This window comes from Streptomyces sp. NBC_01506, from assembly GCF_045040295.1.
GTDB lineage: Bacteria > Actinomycetota > Actinomycetes > Streptomycetales > Streptomycetaceae > Streptomyces.
This window is the reverse complement of sequence record NZ_CP109422.1, coordinates 6,730,276-6,747,276: the sequence shown is the minus strand read 5'-3', so window position 1 is coordinate 6,747,276 and position 17,001 is coordinate 6,730,276. Positions and strand designations below refer to the sequence as shown.

Sequence of the window (17,001 nt, the reverse complement as noted above, 5' to 3'; positions counted from 1 at the left end):
CCATCGTCCCATGGGTACGGGGCTGCGCCCGGTTTGGGCCGTTCGGACGGTGGCTGGTAGCGTGGGCGGCTGTGTCTGCTGCCGTCTCGGCACGGACGCTCATTCAAAGATCATCGAACCTGAAAAGGCATTTCGTGGCGAACATCAAGTCCCAGATCAAGCGGAACAAGACCAACGAGAAGGCGCGCCTGCGCAACAAGGCCGTCAAGTCGTCGCTGAAGACCGCGGTCCGCAAGGCCCGCGAGGCTGTCGTCGCCGGTGACGTCGAGAAGGCCAACGCCGCCGTCCGTGAGGCGTCGCGCAAGCTCGACAAGGCCGCCTCGAAGGGTGTCATCCACAAGAACGCCGCCGCCAACAAGAAGTCGGCGCTGGCGTCCAAGGTTGCCGCCCTCCAGGGCTGAGCGCGTTCTCGCTCATTCTTGATCCACTCTTGATCTCAACCGCCGGAACGGACTCAGCGGGCCCTCTCTACCGCTCCTGACCGGCGTTCTCGGATCCGTACACGACTGCGTTCGCCACGCGGGTGCGGGTCCACACCAGGTTTGACGACGAAGGCCCCGGTACGGCGTACCGGGGCCTTCGTGTTGTCCGGTAGGGGCGTTCAGCGGCCGGCGCGGGCCGCTCGGGCGATCGTGACGACCGCCTTCTCCAGCGCGTACTCGGGGTCGGCGCCGCCGCCCTTGACGCCCTCGTCGGCCTCCGCGACCGCGCGCAGCGCCGTCGCCACCCCGTCCGGGGTCCAGCCCCGCATCTGCTGGCGCACCCGGTCGATCTTCCACGGCGGCATGCCCAGCTCACGGGCGAGGTCGGCGGGCCGGCCGCCGCGCGCCGACGAGAGCTTGCCGATGGCGCGCACGCCCTGCGCGAGGGCGCTGGTGATCAGTACGGGCGCGACGCCGGTCGACAGCGACCAGCGGAGCGCTTCGAGCGCGTCGGCCGCGCGGCCCTCCACCGCCCGGTCGGCGACGGTGAAGCTGGAGGCTTCGGCGCGGCCCGTGTAGTAGCGGGCGACGACGGCGTCGTCGATCGTGCCCTCGACGTCGGCGGCGAGCTGGGACACCGCGCTCGCCAGCTCCCGCAGATCGCTGCCGATCGAGTCGACCAGCGCCTGGCACGCCTCGGGCGTGGCGGAGCGGCCCAGCGCGCGGAACTCCGACCGGACGAAATTGAGCCGCTCGGCGGGCTTGGTCGTCTTCGCGCAGGAGACCTCCCGGGCGCCGGCCTTGCGGGCCGCGTCCAGCAGGGGCTTGCCCTTGGGCCCGCCCGCGTGCAGCAGCACGAGCGTGATCTCCTCGGCCGGTGCGTCGAGGTACGCCTTGACGTCCTTGATCGTGTCCGCCGACAGATCGTGCGCGTTCCGTACGACGACGACCTTGCGCTCGGCGAACAGCGACGGGCTCGTCAGCTCGGCGAGGGTGCCCGGCTGGAGCTGGTCGGAGGGGAGGTCGCGCACGTCCGTGTCCGGGTCGGAGGCGCGGGCCGCCGCCACGACCTGCTGGACGGCGCGGTCCAGCAGCAGGTCCTCCTGGCCCACGGCGAGCGTGAGAGGGGCGAGCGGATCGTCGGGGGAAGTCTTCCTGGTGGCCATCGCGGTCCAGCATCGCACGGCCCACCGACAGCGCCCCGACCACCGCCCCGACCACCGCCTGCCGTGCGGGACAATGGCCGGGTGAGTGACGTTCGACATGTACTGGTGCTGCCCGACCGCGCCGCCGCCGAGGAGGTCGCGGGTGAACTCGCGGACCGCTTCGGGGTGTTGGAGGAGCCTCAGCTCGTACGGGACGCCCTGGCCGGCGAGGACGACGCCGAGGACGCGCAGTGGCTGGTCGTGATCGAGGACACGCGGGCCCGGCTCGACCCCACGGCGCTGGACGCCTTCGCCGCCGAGTACGAGGGCTGGCTCGAAGCCGGTGACTGACGGTACGCGTGCGACGACGGCCGTAGCCGCGTCGAGCTGCTGACCGGCCATGTCGCAGCCGCGCGGCGGCACCGTATCGAGGACATCGCGGCCCGCTGAGCGCGTCGGCCCGTTTCCGGCCGGTGACTTCTCGTCAGGCGCCGGACGGGCTTCAGACCTTGCGGACGATCTGGACGTCCAGGTCGATGGCGATGCTGGAGCCGACGACCGCGATGCCGCGGGCCAGCATCGTCTGCCAGGTGAGGGTGAAGTCCTCGCGGTGCAGCTCGGTCGTGGCACGGCAGGCCGCGCGGGTCTCGCCCTCCATGCCGCTGCCGATGCCCAGGTAGCGGGTGTCGAGGGTCACCGTACGGCTCACGCCGTGCAGGGTCAGCGCACCGGTCACGCCCCAGTGGCCGCCGCCCCGGTGGACGAAACGGTCGCTGTAGAACTCCAGCGTCGGATAGTTCGCCACATCGAGGAAGTCCGCCGAGCGCAGGTGGTCGTCGCGCATCCGGACATTGGTGTCGATGGTCGAGGCGTCGATGATGACGTGCATCGCCGACTGGTCCATGCGCTCGGCTATCCGCACGGCGCCGGCGAAGGTGTTGAACCGGCCGTGGATCCGCGCCAGTCCGATATGGCGCGCGGTGAAGCCGATCTGGGAGTGCGTCGGCTCGATCTCCCACTCCCCCGGCTCGGGAAGTGCCGGGGGTGCCGCGATCCGGAGGGTCACATCGCCGAGGCCCGCGTGCGCGCCCTGGCTCACCGTGGCGTTGGCGTGGTGCGGGGTGAAGCCGTCGGCCGTGACCGCGAGTCGGTAGTCACCGGCCGGGACGGTCGCCATGACCGAGCCGAACGGATCGCTCTCCCCGCCGACGACCTTGCGCCCCGACCGGTCACTGAGAACGAACTCGGCCTGCCTGACGGGTTCACCGCCGGGATCGAGAACGCGGCAGCTCAGTACGCCCGCCATGGGCGGCACCGACACCTCCGCGAGCGGACCGGCCGCCGCGGCACCGGCCGCGCGCCCGCCGAACCAGCGTCTGAACATCTCCACACACCCCCGTGCCCTTCGGGACTACTCGTGGCCCGCACCCGGCAGCACATCGTTGCCGAATACACGGACCCTTCATGAACAGGCATTCGATCACTCTTGTGCCGTTCGGGGCAAACACGGATGGTCGGAGGGGGTTTGACCGTCCCCTACCCGCAAGTACCTGACGTCCAGTTAAGTCCCTCCCTCCCACCATGCGTCGTTCGTCCTGGCCCGCAGGGGGGGCACGGCCACCTCCGGCCCCGCGAGCCGTCCGCGCCTCCCTCCTCCCGCCCCTCACGCGGGCCCGCGCGCCACGGCCCGCAGCCCCGCACCCGCGCCCGTCACCGCGACGGCGCCGTCGGTGTCCGTACGCATCACCACCGCTCCCCCGGCCCGCAGCGCACCGACCGTGCGCGGCGAGGGATGGCCGTACGGGTTGTCCCTGCCGCAGGAGATCAGGGCCAGCCGGGGCCGGGCCGTACGCAGCAGTCCGGGGTCCTGGAAGGCCGAACCGTGGTGGGCGACCTTCAGCACATCCACCGACGGCAGCGTCGGATGGTCCCTCGACAGGCCCTGCTGGGCGGGCGGTTCGAGGTCTCCGAGCAGCAGCAGCGTCGTACCGCCCGCCGTCCGGACGAACAGGGTGACGCTCGCGTCGTTCGGCCCGCCCGCACCCAGCCCCGGCCCGGCCCTCGGCCACAGCACCCGCCAGTCGAGCGGCCCGACCCGGCGCCGCTCCCCCGGTATCGCACGCACCAGCGGGATGTCCGCCGCCTCGGCCGTGCGCCGTACGAACGCGCTCTGCTCCCAAGGCTCCTGAAGGGTCGTCGTCTGGATGGCACCGACCCTCCTGCCACGCAGCACCCCGGGCAGCCCGGTCACATGGTCGGCGTGGAAGTGGCTGACCACGAGCAGCGGTACGCGGGTGATCCCGAGGTCCCGCAGACAGCGGTCGGCCAGTTGGGGATCGGGTCCCGCGTCCACGACCACCCCCGCGCCCTCACCGGCCGCGAGCACCATGGCGTCGCCCTGGCCGACGTCGCACATCGCAAGGGCCCAGCCCGGCGGCGGCCAGCCGGTGACCATCCGGGTCAGGGGAGCCGGCCGCAGAACCACCAGCAGCAGGAGCACCGCGCAGGCGGCGGCGACCCAGGGGTGCCCCCGTATGCGTCGTACCGCCCACACGACGAGCATGGTGACCACGGCGAGCAGCGCCCCGCCCCGCCAGCCGCCGGGCCACTCGGCCTCGGCTCCCGGGAGCGCGGCCCCGGTGCGGGCGACCGAGGCGATCCAGCCGGCGGGCCAGCCCGCGCACCGGGCCAGCAACTCGGCCACCGGCATCGCCACCGGCGCGGTGGCGAGCGCCGCGAACCCGAGCACCGTCGCGGGCGCCACCGCCAGCTCCGCGAACAGGTTGCAGGGGATCGCGACGAGACTGACCCGCGCGGCGAACACCGCCACCACCGGCGCGCACACGGCCTGCGCCGACGCGGCCGCCGCCAGCACCTCGGCGAGCCGGGGCGGCACGCCGCGCCGCCGCATCGCCGCACTCCAGCGCGGCCCGATGGTGAGCAGCGCCCCGGTGGCGAGCACGGACAGCACGAAGCCGAAGCTGCGCGCCAGGGCCGGGTCCCACAGGACGAGGAGCAGGACGGCGGCGGCCAGCGCCGGGATGAGCGATCTGCGCTGGCCGGTGCCGATCGCCAGGAGGGTGATCAGTCCGCAGGCCGCCGCCCGCAGCACGCTCGGCTCCGGCCGGCAGACCACGACGAAGGCGAGCGTGAGCGCCCCGCCGAAGACGGCGGTCGACCGCAGCGAGATCCCCAGACGCGGGGCGAGTCCGCGCCGCTCGGCCCTCAGCGCGAGCCCCGGAGGCCCGATGAGCAGAGCGAGAACGATCGTCAGGTTGCTTCCGGAAACAGCGAGTAAGTGAGACAGATCGGTCGCCGTGAACGCGTCGTGCAGCTCGGGCGGGATACGGGTGGTGTCCCCGACGACCAGTCCGGGCAGCAGGGCACGGGCGTCCGGCGGCAGCCCTTGGGTCGCCTCCCGCAGCCCCGCGCGCAAGTCTCCGGCCGTGCGTTGCAGACCGGTCGGCGGCCGTACGACCTGCGGCGGCCCGCTCCCTTCCACCCGCAGCAGCGCCGCGTACCGCTCGTCCCCCTCCTTCGGCGGCGCGAGCCGCCCGGCCAGCCTGAGCCCGGTGGACGGCAGCAGCCGCCGCCACGCCCCGGCCCCGACCTCCGCCCCGGCCCCGACCTGGGCGAAGACAAGCACCGGCGTTCGGAGGGTGGTGACGGCTCCGTCGGTGGACCTCACGCGCGTGAGGTCCGCGTCCAGGACCAGGCCCGCCGACGAGAGCGAGTCGCCCCGGACTCGCGGTCTGGTGGGGCGCGGGTCGGAGGTGACCGTCAGGTCCACCGTGACGTGTGCGTACCGCTCCGCCAGTCCCGGCACCGGGCCCCGGTGCCGGTCCGCGCCGTGCAGCCAGGCGGACCCCGCCCCCGCGCCGGCGCAGAGCAGCACAGCGGCGACAGCGACCCCGTTCACCCGCCGCCGCACGCCGTCCGGCCCCGCGCCCGCCCGGCGCGCCACGAGAGCCGCCCGCACCAGCAGCACACCCACCACGGCCAGCCCGGCCAGCACCGCGCCGGCCGTCCAGTCACCCGGTGCGCCCGTCGCCACCGCCGCGGCGGCCCAGGCCGCCAGCGCGGGCGGGACCAGCCGCAGATCGGCCGGACCTTCCTGGCGGGGGTCCGCGGCACCCAGCGGGTGCCCCGATGCGGTGTGCACACCCGCGCGGGTCACGGCAGCACACGGGGCTCGATGTCGGCGAACCGGCGTTCACCGATCCCGTTCACCTCGCGCAGCTCGTCGACGGACCTGAAACCGCCGTGCTGGGTGCGGTAGTCGATGATGTGCTGCGCGAGCACCGGGCCGACGCCGGGCAGCGTGTCCAGTTGCTCCACCGTGGCCGTGCTGAGACTCACCGACGCCCCACCGGGAGCCGCGCCGCCGGCGCCCGGCCCCACCGCCGCCCCGCCGGGCGCGGCCTGTCCGGGTGGCGCGGGGCCGCCCACGACCACCTGCTCGCCGTCCATGAGCACACGCGCACGGTTGAGCCCGGTCAGATCGGCGCCGGGCTCGACGCCCCCGGCGGCCCGCAGCGCGTCGGTGACCCGCGACCCGGCCGGCAGTTGGTGGACGCCGGGCCTGCGCACCTTGCCGCCGACATCGACCACCACGCGCTTGGCCGACGACGCGGCGGTGGCGGCGGCAGGCGGGGGTGCCCCGGGCGACGGCCCCGGCTCCCCCGCCGACCCCGTCGTGGCCACCTCTTCACGGACCGTCTCCGGCGCGCTGACCGGCTGCGGCCGGCCGGACCAGAAATGCTGCGCGGCCAGGACGGCGGCGACCACGAGCACCACCGTCAGCGCGGCGAGGGTCTTCGGCTCAAGCCCACATCTGAGCTGCACCCACAACGGCAACCGCTCCCGCACGGCGAGCCACGCCCGCTCGCGCTTGTTGACGCCACCGACCGCCGCCCCGGCCGCAGTTGGGGACGGAACTGGTGGCGAAGCGGGCGGCGGAGCTGGTCGCGGCGCCGGCGGCGAAACCGGCGGCGGCACCGGCGGCGAGGCTTGGACCGGAGCCGGTGGCGGGCTCGCGCCCACCGTCGCAGCCGTCCGAGCCGCCCGCGCGTCCGCGAGCCCCACAGCCCCTGGCGGCGCGGCACCGGCCGCCGTCACGGCGAACAGGGCGTCGGCGCGGCGGCGTAACGCGGCCGTCGCGGGTGTCGTCCCCGCGCGCCGGTGGCGCGGGCGTGGCGTGCGGGAGAAACGACGAGCGCGGCCGTCGGACATCGGGGCGCGACCGGGGCCGCTGGTCACGGAATGTGATCGGAGAGTCATGCCCCAGACGGTAGGCACTCCCGCCCGATCCCGCCGAAGAGGCCGAATTACCGTGGATAACTCACCAGTTGTGGATAACTCGGCCACCCGAACGAGTGCTTCCGCCCTGCGACAACGACCGCAGCACTGACCCCGACCCCGACCCCGCCCACTACCCCAACCACCGGGAGTCCCCCACCTCAGCGCGGTGAGACCACAGCCCCCAACAGCCCCGGCCCGGTGTGCGCCCCGATCACCGCGCCCACCTCGCTCACATGCATCTCGGCCAGGCCCGGCACCCGCTCCCGCAGCCGGTCGGCGAGCGCCGCGGCCCGCTCGGGCGCCGCGAGATGGTGCACGGCGATATCGACCTGACCGGCGCCCGCCCGCTCGGCGACGATCTCCTCAAGGCGGGCGATCGCCTTCGACGCCGTACGCACCTTCTCCAGCAACTCGATCCGGCCGCCGTCCAGTTGGAGCAGCGGCTTCATGGCGAGCGCCGAGCCGAGCAACGCCTGCGCGGCGCCGATCCGGCCGCCGCGCCGCAGGTAGTCGAGCGTGTCGACGTAGAAGTACGCGTACGTCCCGGCGGCCCGCTTCTCGGCCGCCGCCACCGCCTCGTCCAGCGAGCCGTCCGCCTCCGCGGTCTCGGCCGCCGCCAGGGCGCAGAAGCCGAGGGCCATCGCGACCATGCCGGTGTCCACCACCCGTACCGGCACCGGCGCGTCGCGGGCGGCGAGGGCCGCGGCGTCGTACGTCCCGGAGAATTCCGCCGACAGATGCAGCGATACGATGCCCGTCGCACCGGCCTCGGCGGCGGCGCGGTAGGTGGCGGCGAAGACTTCGGGGCTCGGCCGCGAGGTGGTCACGGAGCGCCGTTTCTGTAGCGCGAGGGCGAGCGATCTCGCCGAGATCTCGGTGCCCTCTTCGAGTGCCCTGTCGCCGAGAACCACGGTCAGCGGCACCGCGGTGATGCCATGGCGCTCCATCGCCTGCGGCGGCAGGTAGGCCGTTGAATCGGTGACGATCGCGACATGGCGGGACATGAGCGGGAGGTTACCCGCCGCGACCACCGGCCGGGAGCCCGGCCCCGCCTCGCCGAGCGAATCCGAAGAGGTCCCCATCGGCTTCCGCCCTCTTCCTCGCTTCGACGTTCGTCATCTCGACGGGTCCACACCTCTGACGGTCCAACACCCGCCGTGCGTGTGCCCCGTCCGGCGACGCTCAACCACACGCACACGCGCGCCGTCAGATCAGTTCAGGATCAATTCAGTTCAGTTCAGTTCAGTTCAGACAGGATCAGTTCAGATCGGATCAGATCGGATCAGTTCGTCGTCTCCGGACGCGCCGACTTCTCCTGCCACGGATAGGTCGTCTGCCGGGGGTCCGGCGGCTCGATCGCCTGCGGCCCCTCACCGGCCGGCGGCGGGTCGGGCCATGTCTGATCGGCGAGCGTGGGCTCCACGCCCGCCGGGCGCGCCGCGCCCCCGCCTCGCTGCCCCGCCCGCTCCGGCCCGCTCGCGGACTCCGGGGCGGACGTCTGCTCCGGCTCCGGCCACTCCATCGGCTGCGGGCGCACCGGCTCCCCCTGCGGGTTCGACCGCGACTCGGGGTCCACCGCCGACCAGTGCCGCAGCGCGCCCGACTCGACGTCGATCTGTTCGCTCAGAAGCGTCAGCTCGTCCTCGGAGAACTTCCGCGCCCGGTCCCTCGCCGCCCACCGCAGCGAATCGGCCGACTTCGTGATCCGTTCCGTACGATCCCGCAGCTCGGGGAGGCGCCGCGCGAGCGTCGCCCGGTCCGGGTCCCGCTCCAGCCGCCTCAGCTCGTCGTCCAGCTCGCGCCCGTGCACACTCAGCCGCGCGAAGAGGCTCAGCGACTCCGACAGCGAGGCGTCCTCCGCCTCGTTCGCCCGCAGCGCCTCCTGGGTGGCGCGCATGGACGTGCGCAGTGTGAGCCGGAGCTGGGCCAGCTCGGCCGTCACTCCGGTCTGCCCGAGGCTCTTGGCTCTCAGGGTGGTGTCCTCGACGGTCCGGCGGGCCTGCGTGATCGTACGGTCCACGCCCCGCTTGGCCGCGCGGACCGCCTTGACGCTCACGTACACGCCCAGGGCCACGAATGCGACAAAGAGCAGCGCCACGATCAAAAGCACGGCCTCCATGTGGATGCCTCTCCGGTGTCGACGTCGGTACTTCCACGGTAAACGGAACGGGCAGCCTGAGGGTTCCGTCGGAACCCCCAAACTGCCCGTAGGGGAAAGCCCTGCGCCCGCGCCGAGCCTACGAAAACCCGCGCGAGCCCCACAGAGACCCGCACGAGCCCCACGAACAACCCGTGCGAACCCTATGCAAGCCCCACAAAAGCTCCCGGCGTCTACTCAGGCACGATGTTGACCAGCTTCGGCGCCCGCACGATCACCTTGCGGATGCCCGCGCCGCCCAGCGCCGCGACCACCGCCGCGTCGCCCAGCGCCAGCGCCTCCAGCTCCTCGTCCGAGATCGACGGCGGGACTTCCAGCCTCGCCTTGACCTTGCCCTTGACCTGGACGACGCAGGTGACGGTCTCGTCCACCACATACGCCGGATCGGCGGCCGGGAACGCCTCGTGCACGACCGAGCCGGTGTGCCCCAGCTTGCGCCACAGCTCCTCGGCGACATGCGGCGCCAGCGGCGCCACCAGCAGCACCAGCCGCTCCGCGACCGAGCGGGCGACCGGCCCGCCCGTCTTGGTCAGATGGTTGTTCAGCTCGGTGATCTTGGCGATGGCGGTGTTGAAGCGCAGCGCGGCCATGTCCTGGCCGACGCCGTCGATCGCCTTGTGCAGGGCGCGCAGCGTCGTCACGTCGATGTCGGCGTCCGGGACGTCGACGACCGTGACCTCACCGGTCGTCTCGTCCACGACGTTGCGCCACAGCCGCTGGAGCAGCCGGTACTGGCCCACCACCGCGCGCGTGTCCCACGGCCGCGAGACGTCCAGCGGGCCCATCGCCATCTCGTACAGCCGCAGCGTGTCGGCGCCGTAGTCCGCGAAGATCTCGTCCGGAGTGACCGCGTTCTTCAGGGACTTGCCCATCTTGCCGAGCAGTCTGGTGACCTTCTCGCCCCGGTACCAGTAGCCGTCCTCGCGCTCCTCGACCTCGGCGGCCTCGACCGCGATGCGGCGGCTGTCGCGGTAGACGTACGCCTGGATCATGCCCTGGTTGTACAGCTTGTGGAACGGCTCGACCGCCGAGACATGGCCCAGGTCGAACAGCACCTTGGACCAGAAGCGCGCGTACAGCAGGTGCAGTACGGCGTGCTCCTGGCCGCCCACGTACAGGTCGACGCCGCCGTGCGGCATGCCCTCACGCGGGCCCATCCAGTACTGCTCGACGGTGGGGTCGACCAGTTGCTCGGTGTTGTGCGGGTCCAGGTAGCGCATCTCGTACCAGCACGAACCGGCCCAGTTCGGCATGGTGTTGGTCTCGCGGCGGTAGCGCCGTACGCCCTTGCCGTCGCCCAGGTCCAACTCGACGTCGACCCAGTCCTCGTTGCGCGACAGCGGCGTCTCGGGCCGGGTGTCCGCGTCGTCGGGGTCGAACGTGCGCGGCGAGTAGTCGTCCACCTCGGGCAGTTCCAGCGGCAGCATCGACTCGGGCAGGGCGTGCGCGATGCCGTCCTCGTCGTAGACGACGGGGAAGGGCTCGCCCCAGTAGCGCTGCCGGCTGAACAGCCAGTCGCGCAGCCTGTAGTTGACGGTTCCCTCGCCGATGCCCTCGGCGACGAGCCATTCGGTGATCTTCGCCTTGGCGTCGACGACGCCCAGCCCGTCCAGCGTGAGGGCGGGGGACGACGAGTTGACGATCTTCGCGTCGTACGCGACGAACGCGTCCTCCCACTGAGAGGCGTCGGTGCCCCGGCCGTCCGTCGGCTCCACGACGCAGCGCACCGGCAGCTCGAAAGCGCGTGCAAACGCAAAGTCACGGCTGTCATGGGCCGGGACGGCCATGATCGCGCCGGTGCCGTATCCCATCAGGACGTAGTCCGCGATGAAGACCGGGATCCGCTCGCCGTTGGTCGGATTCGTCGCGTACGCCCCGGTGAAGACGCCCGTCTTGTCCTTGGCCTCGGCCTGCCTCTCGACGTCGGACTTCGACGCCGCCTGCTTGCGGTACTCGCCGACGGCGTCGGCGGGCGTGGCGTGGCCGCCCGTCCATACGTCGTGCGTGCCCTCGGGCCAGCCGGCCGGGACGATCCTCTCGACCAGCTCGTGCTCCGGCGCCAGGACCATGTACGTGGCCCCGAACAGGGTGTCCTGACGGGTCGTGAAGACGGTGATGGCACCGGCGTCGCCGACCGGGAAGTCGACGCGCGCGCCCTCGCTGCGCCCGATCCAGTTGCGCTGCTGGAGCTTGATGGCCTCGGGCCAGTCCAGCTCGTCCAGGTCGTCCACCAGCCGGTCCGCGTAGGCGGTGATACGCATGTTCCACTGGCGCAGCTTGGACTTGAAGACCGGGAAATTGCCGCGCTCGGAGCGTCCGTCGGCGGTGACTTCCTCGTTGGCCAGGACGGTGCCCAGGCCGGGACACCAGTTGACGGGGGCCTCGGAGGCGTACGCCAGCCGGTACTCGCCCAGAATGTCCGCCCGCTCGCTGTCGGTCAGCTCACGCCAGCTCCGGCCGTCCGGCGTCGCGCGCTCGCCGCTCTCGAACAGCGCCACCAGCTCGGTGATCGGGCGAGCCTTGTCGGCGTCCGGGTCGTACCAGGAGTTGAAGATCTGTACGAAGATCCACTGGGTCCAGCGGTAGAACTCGGGGTCGATCGTGGCGACCGAGCGCCGCTTGTCGTGTCCCAGGCCCAGCCTGCGCAGTTGCCGCGTCATGTTCTCCATGGCGGCCTCGGTCGACACCCGGGGGTGGGTGCCGGTGCTGATCGCGTACTGCTCGGCGGGCAGGCCGAAGGCGTCGAAGCCCAGCGTGTGCAGCACGTTGTAGCCGCTCATGCGCTGATGGCGGGCGTAGACGTCGGTGGCGATGTAGCCGAGCGGGTGCCCGACGTGCAGTCCGGTACCGGAGGGGTACGGGAACATGTCCATGACGTACTTCTTGGGGCGTGCGACGACGGCCGGGTCGCCGGCCAGGTCACCCGTCGGGTTCGGCGCCTCGTAGGTGCCGTCCGCGTCCCAGAAGTCCTGCCAGCGTGCCTCGATGTCGGCGGCCATGGCAGCCGTGTAGCGGTGCGGCGCGGTCGGCGCGGTCGTCTCCGCGCCGGCGGCGGCCGGATTCGTCTCGCTCATGTCCTCTGAAGCTCCATCGATCGTCTCTGCCGCGGGAATGAAAAAACCCCTCGCACAGGAGGGGGCAGCCACGCTGATTCCGACCGGATCTGTCTGTCATCCGTCGGTACTGATCAGCGCGGCTCGCTAAGCAGAAGGCGTACGGCACGCATGGGGGCAGGGTACCGCAGCGGGCACAGCGCCCGCACGGCGGATCGGAGGACGGGACGTCGGCGATGGCTATCACGAGGGGGGGCAGCGGCGGCGGCTGCGACTGCGACTGCGGCGAATTCGCAACGGCGACGAAGTCAGAGCCGAAGACGACGATGACGGGCCGTTCGACGGCCATACAGGATCGTTCGAAGCGGGAACAGGCCAACAACCCCTATGTGATTCATCGAACCTTCGAGCCCGGATTACTCCGCGTATCAACCCGATCCGGGGCATCCCCAGGGGCAGTTGACACTCAATCCCCTCGGTAAACCTGCAAAAAGCGTACTGCCCAGTATGGAGCGACTTAGCATGCGGCAACGGGACCGCTTTGCCGAGCCATTCGGAGTCGCCCCTATGAATCTCCAGAGCAAGATCCGTTCTTCGCTTCCCCCGAGCCACGGCATGGGCCGCTCGGTCCGGGGCGGGCTGTGGGTCGCCGCACTCGTTCTCGTCCCCCTCCTCGCCGTCGCGGGGAGTGACGGATTCCGCGCGATGCTCGACTTCACCACCGGCGTTCTTTCGCTGGTGTCCCTGACGGCCGCCGTCGCCTGGGGACTGATAGCCACCGACCGGCTGCTGCTCTCCCCGCGTCACCGGCTGCTCGCCCAGGGCATCCACCGGTTCATGGCGATGGCCTCTCTCGGCTTCCTGCTGCTGCACGCCACGGTGAAGATCGCGCTCGGACACGTGGCGCTGATCGGCGCCGTACTGCCTTTCAGCCTCGGAATCACCGGCACGAACGGTCTGATCGGCTTCGGCTCGCTCGCCGGATTCCTGATGGTGACCGCCGCCGCGACCGGTGCGCTGCGCAGTGCCTTCGCCGTCCCCGGCAAGATCGCCGGCCGCTGGCGCGCGCTGCACATGCTGGCGTATCCGGCCTGGTGTTTCGCGCTGATGCACGGGCTGTACGCGGGACGTGCCGCCGCGACCTGGGTGATGACCCTGTACTGCCTGGCGCTCATCGCCGTCATCGGCGCCGTCTCCGTACGACTGCTGCCGCGTCCGGTGCGGCGCCGTATCGCGGACACGATCCTCGAGCTGACCGGTGGTGTACGGGAGACTCCCGAGCCGGACCGGCCGGACCGGCCGGAGCGCCGCGACCCGAACCGCGACCTGGACCGCGAACCGCTGCCGGGTACGGCGGGGATGCCGCGGGTGGAGTTCGAGCAGCGGTTCCCGCGCCCGCGGCCCGCGTCCGCACCGGCCTCTCCGCCGGCGTCGGCGGTGCCGCTCGGGCCGCCGCTGGGCGCGACGCGTGTCCCACCGCGCATCGCCCCGCCATCGCCTCCTCTTTACGAGGCGGGGCGCCCGCCGGGCGCCGACCCGTTCGCCGACCCGTTCGCGGACACGTTCGCCGCCCCGGGGACGCGTACAGGCGCCGGTACGGGCCTGTCGGCCGGCTACCGGGCCGTCTCGCTCGGCGCCGAACCCCCGGCCCGCACACCGGCGCCCACGCCGTCGCCCGCACCCTTCGGCGGCCCGCCCGGCCCGCCCGACCCGCTGACGTCGAGCACGATCCCGTACGCCGAACGCGTCCCCATGACCGAGGAGATACCGGTCATCAGCGAGCCGTCGGCGGCCGGGGCCGGTCTGTGGCCCACACCGTCGCCCCCGCCTCCCGTCCAGGCCCATGCCCCGGCCCCGGCCCCGGCCGACCCGTACCAACAGGACTACCAGCAGCAGGAGACGTACCAGCGGGTTGAGACAAACCAGCGGTCGGACACGTACCTACAGTCGGCCCCCTACCCACAGCCCGACGCCGCGCCAGGGCCCGACCTGTACCAACAAGCCGATCCGTACCGGCAGTCGGACGACACGTTCCAGCAGCATCCCGCCAACGGCGGGGGAACCCCGAGTGCCGGTGAACCCTGGTACCCACCCGCAGGAGACCGACCGTGAACGCCCCTCTCCCCGATGTCCCCGAAGTCCGTGTCGTCGGCCTTCCCCAGTTGACACAGGGATTCGACCTCGTCGAACGACTCGACCTCTCCATGCACCTGAAGGTGCACGGGCCGCTGGAGCCGCTGACCGGGGAACTGCTCGCGCGACTCGCCGAGGACATCACCCTGCGCGGACGCGGGGGCGCCGGTTTCCCTTTCGGCAAGAAGCTGCGCGCCGTCGCCAAGGCGTCGATCCGGCGCGGGGTGCGCCCCGTCGTCGTCATCAACGGCAGCGAGGGCGAACCGGCGTGCCGCAAGGACACCGTGCTGCTCAACCGCGCGCCCCATCTCATCCTCGACGGCGCCCTGTTGGCGGCCGAGGCGCTGGGCGCACGCACCCTGGTCGTCGCCGTCACCCGCAACTCCACGGAGATATCCATGCGGGCCGCCCTCGCCGAACGCGGCCTGTCCGACCGGCGCGGGCAGCCCCTGCGGGCGCGGGTGGTCCGTACGCCGGAGCGCATGGTCTCCGGCGAGGCGTCGTCCGTCATCCGCGCGGCGAACGGCGGGCCCGCCCTGCCGCCCGGCCGCCGCGAGCGGGCCGCCGAGTCCGGCGTCGGGGGCGCCCCGACGCTGCTGTCCAACGCCGAGACGTACGCCCAACTGGCCATCGGCGCCAGGATCGGCGCGCGCCGCTACGGGCACACCGGGCTCGACGCGGAGCCGGGCACGGTCATGCTCACCGTCTCCGGCGCCGTCGCGCGCCCGATGGTCGTGGAGGTGCCGACCGGAGTGCCGCTGCGGTACGTGCTCCAGCTCGCCGGGGCGCCGCCGCTCCCCCAGGGCGTGCTGACCGGTGGCTACCACGGCAACTGGATCGACTCCGTGGCCGCGCACGACGCCGTCGTCTCTCGCGAATCCCTCGCCGCTGTAGGAGGTTCGCTCGGCGCGGGCGCGATCCTGCCGATCGGCCCGGAGACCTGCCCGCTCGGTGAGGCGCTGCGGGTGGCCAACTGGCTCGCCGCCGAGACCGCCGGTCAGTGCGGGCCCTGCAAACTCGGCCTGCCGGCCGCCGCGGGCGGCCTGAGCGACGTGCTGAACGGGGGCGGTCCGGCGGCCCTGGAGGCGCTGCGCGAGGTGACTCAGGCGGTACGGGGGCGGGGAGCCTGCAAGCACCCCGACGGGTCCGCGCGGTTCTTCATGTCGACCCTCTCCGCCTTCACCGACGACCTCGCCGCGCATGTGCTGGACGGCGGCTGCGGGCGTGACACCACCGGTGTGCTGCCGCTGCCGGGGCCCGGCTACCGGAGCGCCGAGGAGTCCGTCCCGAGCGGCGAGAAGCTGGCCGTGGACGCTCTGCCAGGGGCACGGGCTCTGCGCGGACATCGTGCCCGAGCTGATCCGGCTCGGCCCGGACGGCTATCCCGCGCTCGCCGACGCCTCCGTACCGATGCATCTGCGCGGCCGTGCCCAGCGTGCCGTACGGCGCTGCCCGGCGCTGGCGCTCCGTATCGAGCAGCCGGCGCCGCAGCGCGCCGCGCGGCAGGGCGGTCCGGCGGCCTTGATGCCGGGCGGCGGCAGGAAGGCCCTGGGCAGCGGGCGCTGACCCGCTCGCCTCTTAAGGAGGCCGGTCGTCAGTGCGGCCGGTAGACCGAGACGAGGAAGGAGACGGTCACCGGGAGCGGTGTGTCCAGCGACGCGACGCTGCGGTGCACGTCCTCGGCGCTCAGATGGTGCGCGCTCGGGCCCATGAGGATCAGATTCCGTATGTCCTGGTCCGTCATGGCGACCTCCCGCTCCACGACGTCCGTACGCTCCTGCCGGAAGTGACCGGACAGTGTGCGGTGCAGCCGGTCCTCCTTGGCGGCGTCGACCGACAACATGCCCAGGCCGGCGGGGAGTTCCGCGAGGTGGCGTGCGGTGGGGGTGACGACGACGAGGGCGCCGTCCGGCCGCAGGACGCGCTGGAACTCCGGACCGTTACGGGGCGCGAAGACGTTGATCACGACGTCGGCGGCGCCGCTCACGACAGGCAGCGGCTTCCAGATGTCGCCGGTCGCGGCACCGGCCCTCGGGTGGGCCCCGGCGGCCCGGCGCAGCGCGAACTTGGAGGCGTCGAGGCCCAGTCCCACGGCTTCGGGCAGGGCGTCGAGGACGGCCGCCAGGTAGTACCCCGTGCCCGCCCCGGCGTCCATGACGGTGCCGTCGGCCGGGCACAGCTCGGCGACGGTCCCGGCCAGCGCGCGGGCGAGCGGTTCGTAGTGGCCGGCCTTCAGGAACAGCGTCCGGGCCGTCACCATGTCCGCGCTGTCGGCGTTCGCCGCGTTCGCGCCGCCGGTCAGCAGGCTGAGATAGCCCTGCCGGGCGATATCGAACGAGTGACCCTCGGCGCAGCGCAGGGACTTGACCCCGCGGAGGGTCGGGAAGGACGCCGGGACGCCGTGCGGGGGTGCGAGCGGTCCGCCGCACAGGGGGCACCTGAGCACATCGAGGAGCCGGTGCCAAAGGCCGGGCGCGGCGGGTGAGTTGGACACGGCGTTCCTCCGCGACGGGCTGTCGACGAGAAGGGCTGTCGACAAGAAGGGGCTGTCAACGAGAAGAACCCGCCCGGACGCGGCGTCCGGACGGGAACTTCTGAGATGTGGAGCTAAGGAGAATTGAACTCCTGACCTCCTGCATGCCATGCAGGCGCTCTACCAACTGAGCTATAGCCCCTTGTGATGTACCGCACTTCGGGTATCCCCTCGGCGGCGGTGCCAACATTACACGGTCCCTCGGGCCCACCGCCAAATCGTTTCCGATTTGCACCGATAGGACTGCTACTGTCAC

The 17,001-nt window shown here is 72.3% G+C and carries 11 protein-coding genes, 1 tRNA gene and 1 pseudogene; 4 read left to right on the top strand and 9 right to left on the bottom strand.

The features are described from left to right. The first annotated feature begins 134 nt into the window (after positions 1-134). Complete coding sequence (gene rpsT / locus OG329_RS30315; RefSeq protein ID WP_405799573.1) at positions 135-401, top strand: 30S ribosomal protein S20; 267 nt, start codon at positions 135-137, stop codon at positions 399-401. A 200-nt stretch (positions 402-601) separates the two neighbouring features. On the opposite strand, the gene holA is transcribed toward rpsT, so the two are convergent. Then, complete coding sequence (gene holA / locus OG329_RS30310) at positions 602-1,588, bottom strand: DNA polymerase III subunit delta (RefSeq protein WP_405799572.1); 987 nt, start codon at positions 1,586-1,588, stop codon at positions 602-604. Positions 1,589-1,669: 81 nt separating this feature from the next. Here holA and OG329_RS30305 point away from each other — a divergent pair, with 81 nt between their 5' ends. Continuing rightward, on the top strand, positions 1,670-1,918 hold the full coding sequence (locus OG329_RS30305; RefSeq protein WP_405799571.1) for a hypothetical protein: 249 nt from the start codon (positions 1,670-1,672) through the stop codon (positions 1,916-1,918). A gap of 151 nt (positions 1,919-2,069) precedes the next feature. On the opposite strand, the gene OG329_RS30300 is transcribed toward OG329_RS30305, so the two are convergent. From OG329_RS30300 to leuS, 6 genes are all read right to left on the bottom strand, one after another. Continuing rightward, on the bottom strand, positions 2,070-2,951 hold the full coding sequence (locus OG329_RS30300; protein ID WP_405799570.1) for a YceI family protein: 882 nt from the start codon (positions 2,949-2,951) through the stop codon (positions 2,070-2,072). Positions 2,952-3,230: 279 nt separating this feature from the next. Then, the gene (locus tag OG329_RS30295) at positions 3,231-5,744 is read right to left on the bottom strand and encodes a ComEC/Rec2 family competence protein (protein WP_405799569.1); all 2,514 of its coding nucleotides are present in this window, start codon (positions 5,742-5,744) and stop codon (positions 3,231-3,233) included. Then, positions 5,741-6,412, bottom strand: coding sequence for a helix-hairpin-helix domain-containing protein (locus OG329_RS30290; protein ID WP_405799568.1), 672 nt, complete (start codon positions 6,410-6,412; stop codon positions 5,741-5,743). Before OG329_RS30290 ends, OG329_RS30295 begins: the two co-directional genes overlap by 4 nt. Before the next feature lie 614 nt (positions 6,413-7,026). Further along, positions 7,027-7,872, bottom strand: coding sequence for a DegV family protein (locus OG329_RS30285; RefSeq protein WP_405799567.1), 846 nt, complete (start codon positions 7,870-7,872; stop codon positions 7,027-7,029). A 278-nt stretch (positions 7,873-8,150) separates the two neighbouring features. Next, a complete protein-coding gene (locus tag OG329_RS30280) occupies positions 8,151-8,987 on the bottom strand; it encodes a hypothetical protein (RefSeq protein ID WP_405799566.1) in 837 nt (278 codons plus the stop codon). Positions 8,988-9,199: 212 nt separating this feature from the next. Next, entirely contained in the window at positions 9,200-12,100 is a 2,901-nt protein-coding gene (gene leuS, locus OG329_RS30275; protein WP_405799565.1) for a leucine--tRNA ligase, read from the bottom strand. 546 nt (positions 12,101-12,646) lie between these two features. Between leuS and OG329_RS30270 the strand changes: the two genes are divergently transcribed. Beyond that, on the top strand, positions 12,647-14,191 hold the full coding sequence (locus OG329_RS30270) for a hypothetical protein (RefSeq protein WP_405799564.1): 1,545 nt from the start codon (positions 12,647-12,649) through the stop codon (positions 14,189-14,191). Further along, positions 14,188-15,778, top strand: a pseudogene (locus OG329_RS30265) (NADH-ubiquinone oxidoreductase-F iron-sulfur binding region domain-containing protein). The gene OG329_RS30270 and the pseudogene OG329_RS30265 overlap by 4 nt, the downstream one beginning before the upstream one ends. A gap of 28 nt (positions 15,779-15,806) precedes the next feature. Here the strand turns inward: OG329_RS30265 and OG329_RS30260 are convergent. Next, a complete protein-coding gene (locus OG329_RS30260; RefSeq protein WP_405799563.1) occupies positions 15,807-16,706 on the bottom strand; it encodes a putative RNA methyltransferase in 900 nt (299 codons plus the stop codon). A 108-nt stretch (positions 16,707-16,814) separates the two neighbouring features. Then, positions 16,815-16,887: transfer RNA gene (locus tag OG329_RS30255), tRNA-Ala, on the bottom strand. Positions 16,888-17,001: the final 114 nt, after the last annotated feature.

What these genes read in the sequence shown, in the direction of transcription:
- holA (WP_405799572.1), bottom strand. Translation starts at nt 1,588, where the DNA reads ATGGCCACCAGGAAGACTTCCCCCGACGATCCGCTCGCCCCTCTCACG.
- OG329_RS30300 (WP_405799570.1), bottom strand. Translation starts at nt 2,951, where the DNA reads ATGTTCAGACGCTGGTTCGGCGGGCGCGCGGCCGGTGCCGCGGCGGCC.
- OG329_RS30285 (WP_405799567.1), bottom strand. Translation starts at nt 7,872, where the DNA reads ATGTCCCGCCATGTCGCGATCGTCACCGATTCAACGGCCTACCTGCCG.
- OG329_RS30280 (WP_405799566.1), bottom strand. Translation starts at nt 8,987, where the DNA reads ATGGAGGCCGTGCTTTTGATCGTGGCGCTGCTCTTTGTCGCATTCGTG.
- leuS (WP_405799565.1), bottom strand. Translation starts at nt 12,100, where the DNA reads ATGAGCGAGACGAATCCGGCCGCCGCCGGCGCGGAGACGACCGCGCCG.
- OG329_RS30270 (WP_405799564.1), top strand. Translation starts at nt 12,647, where the DNA reads ATGAATCTCCAGAGCAAGATCCGTTCTTCGCTTCCCCCGAGCCACGGC.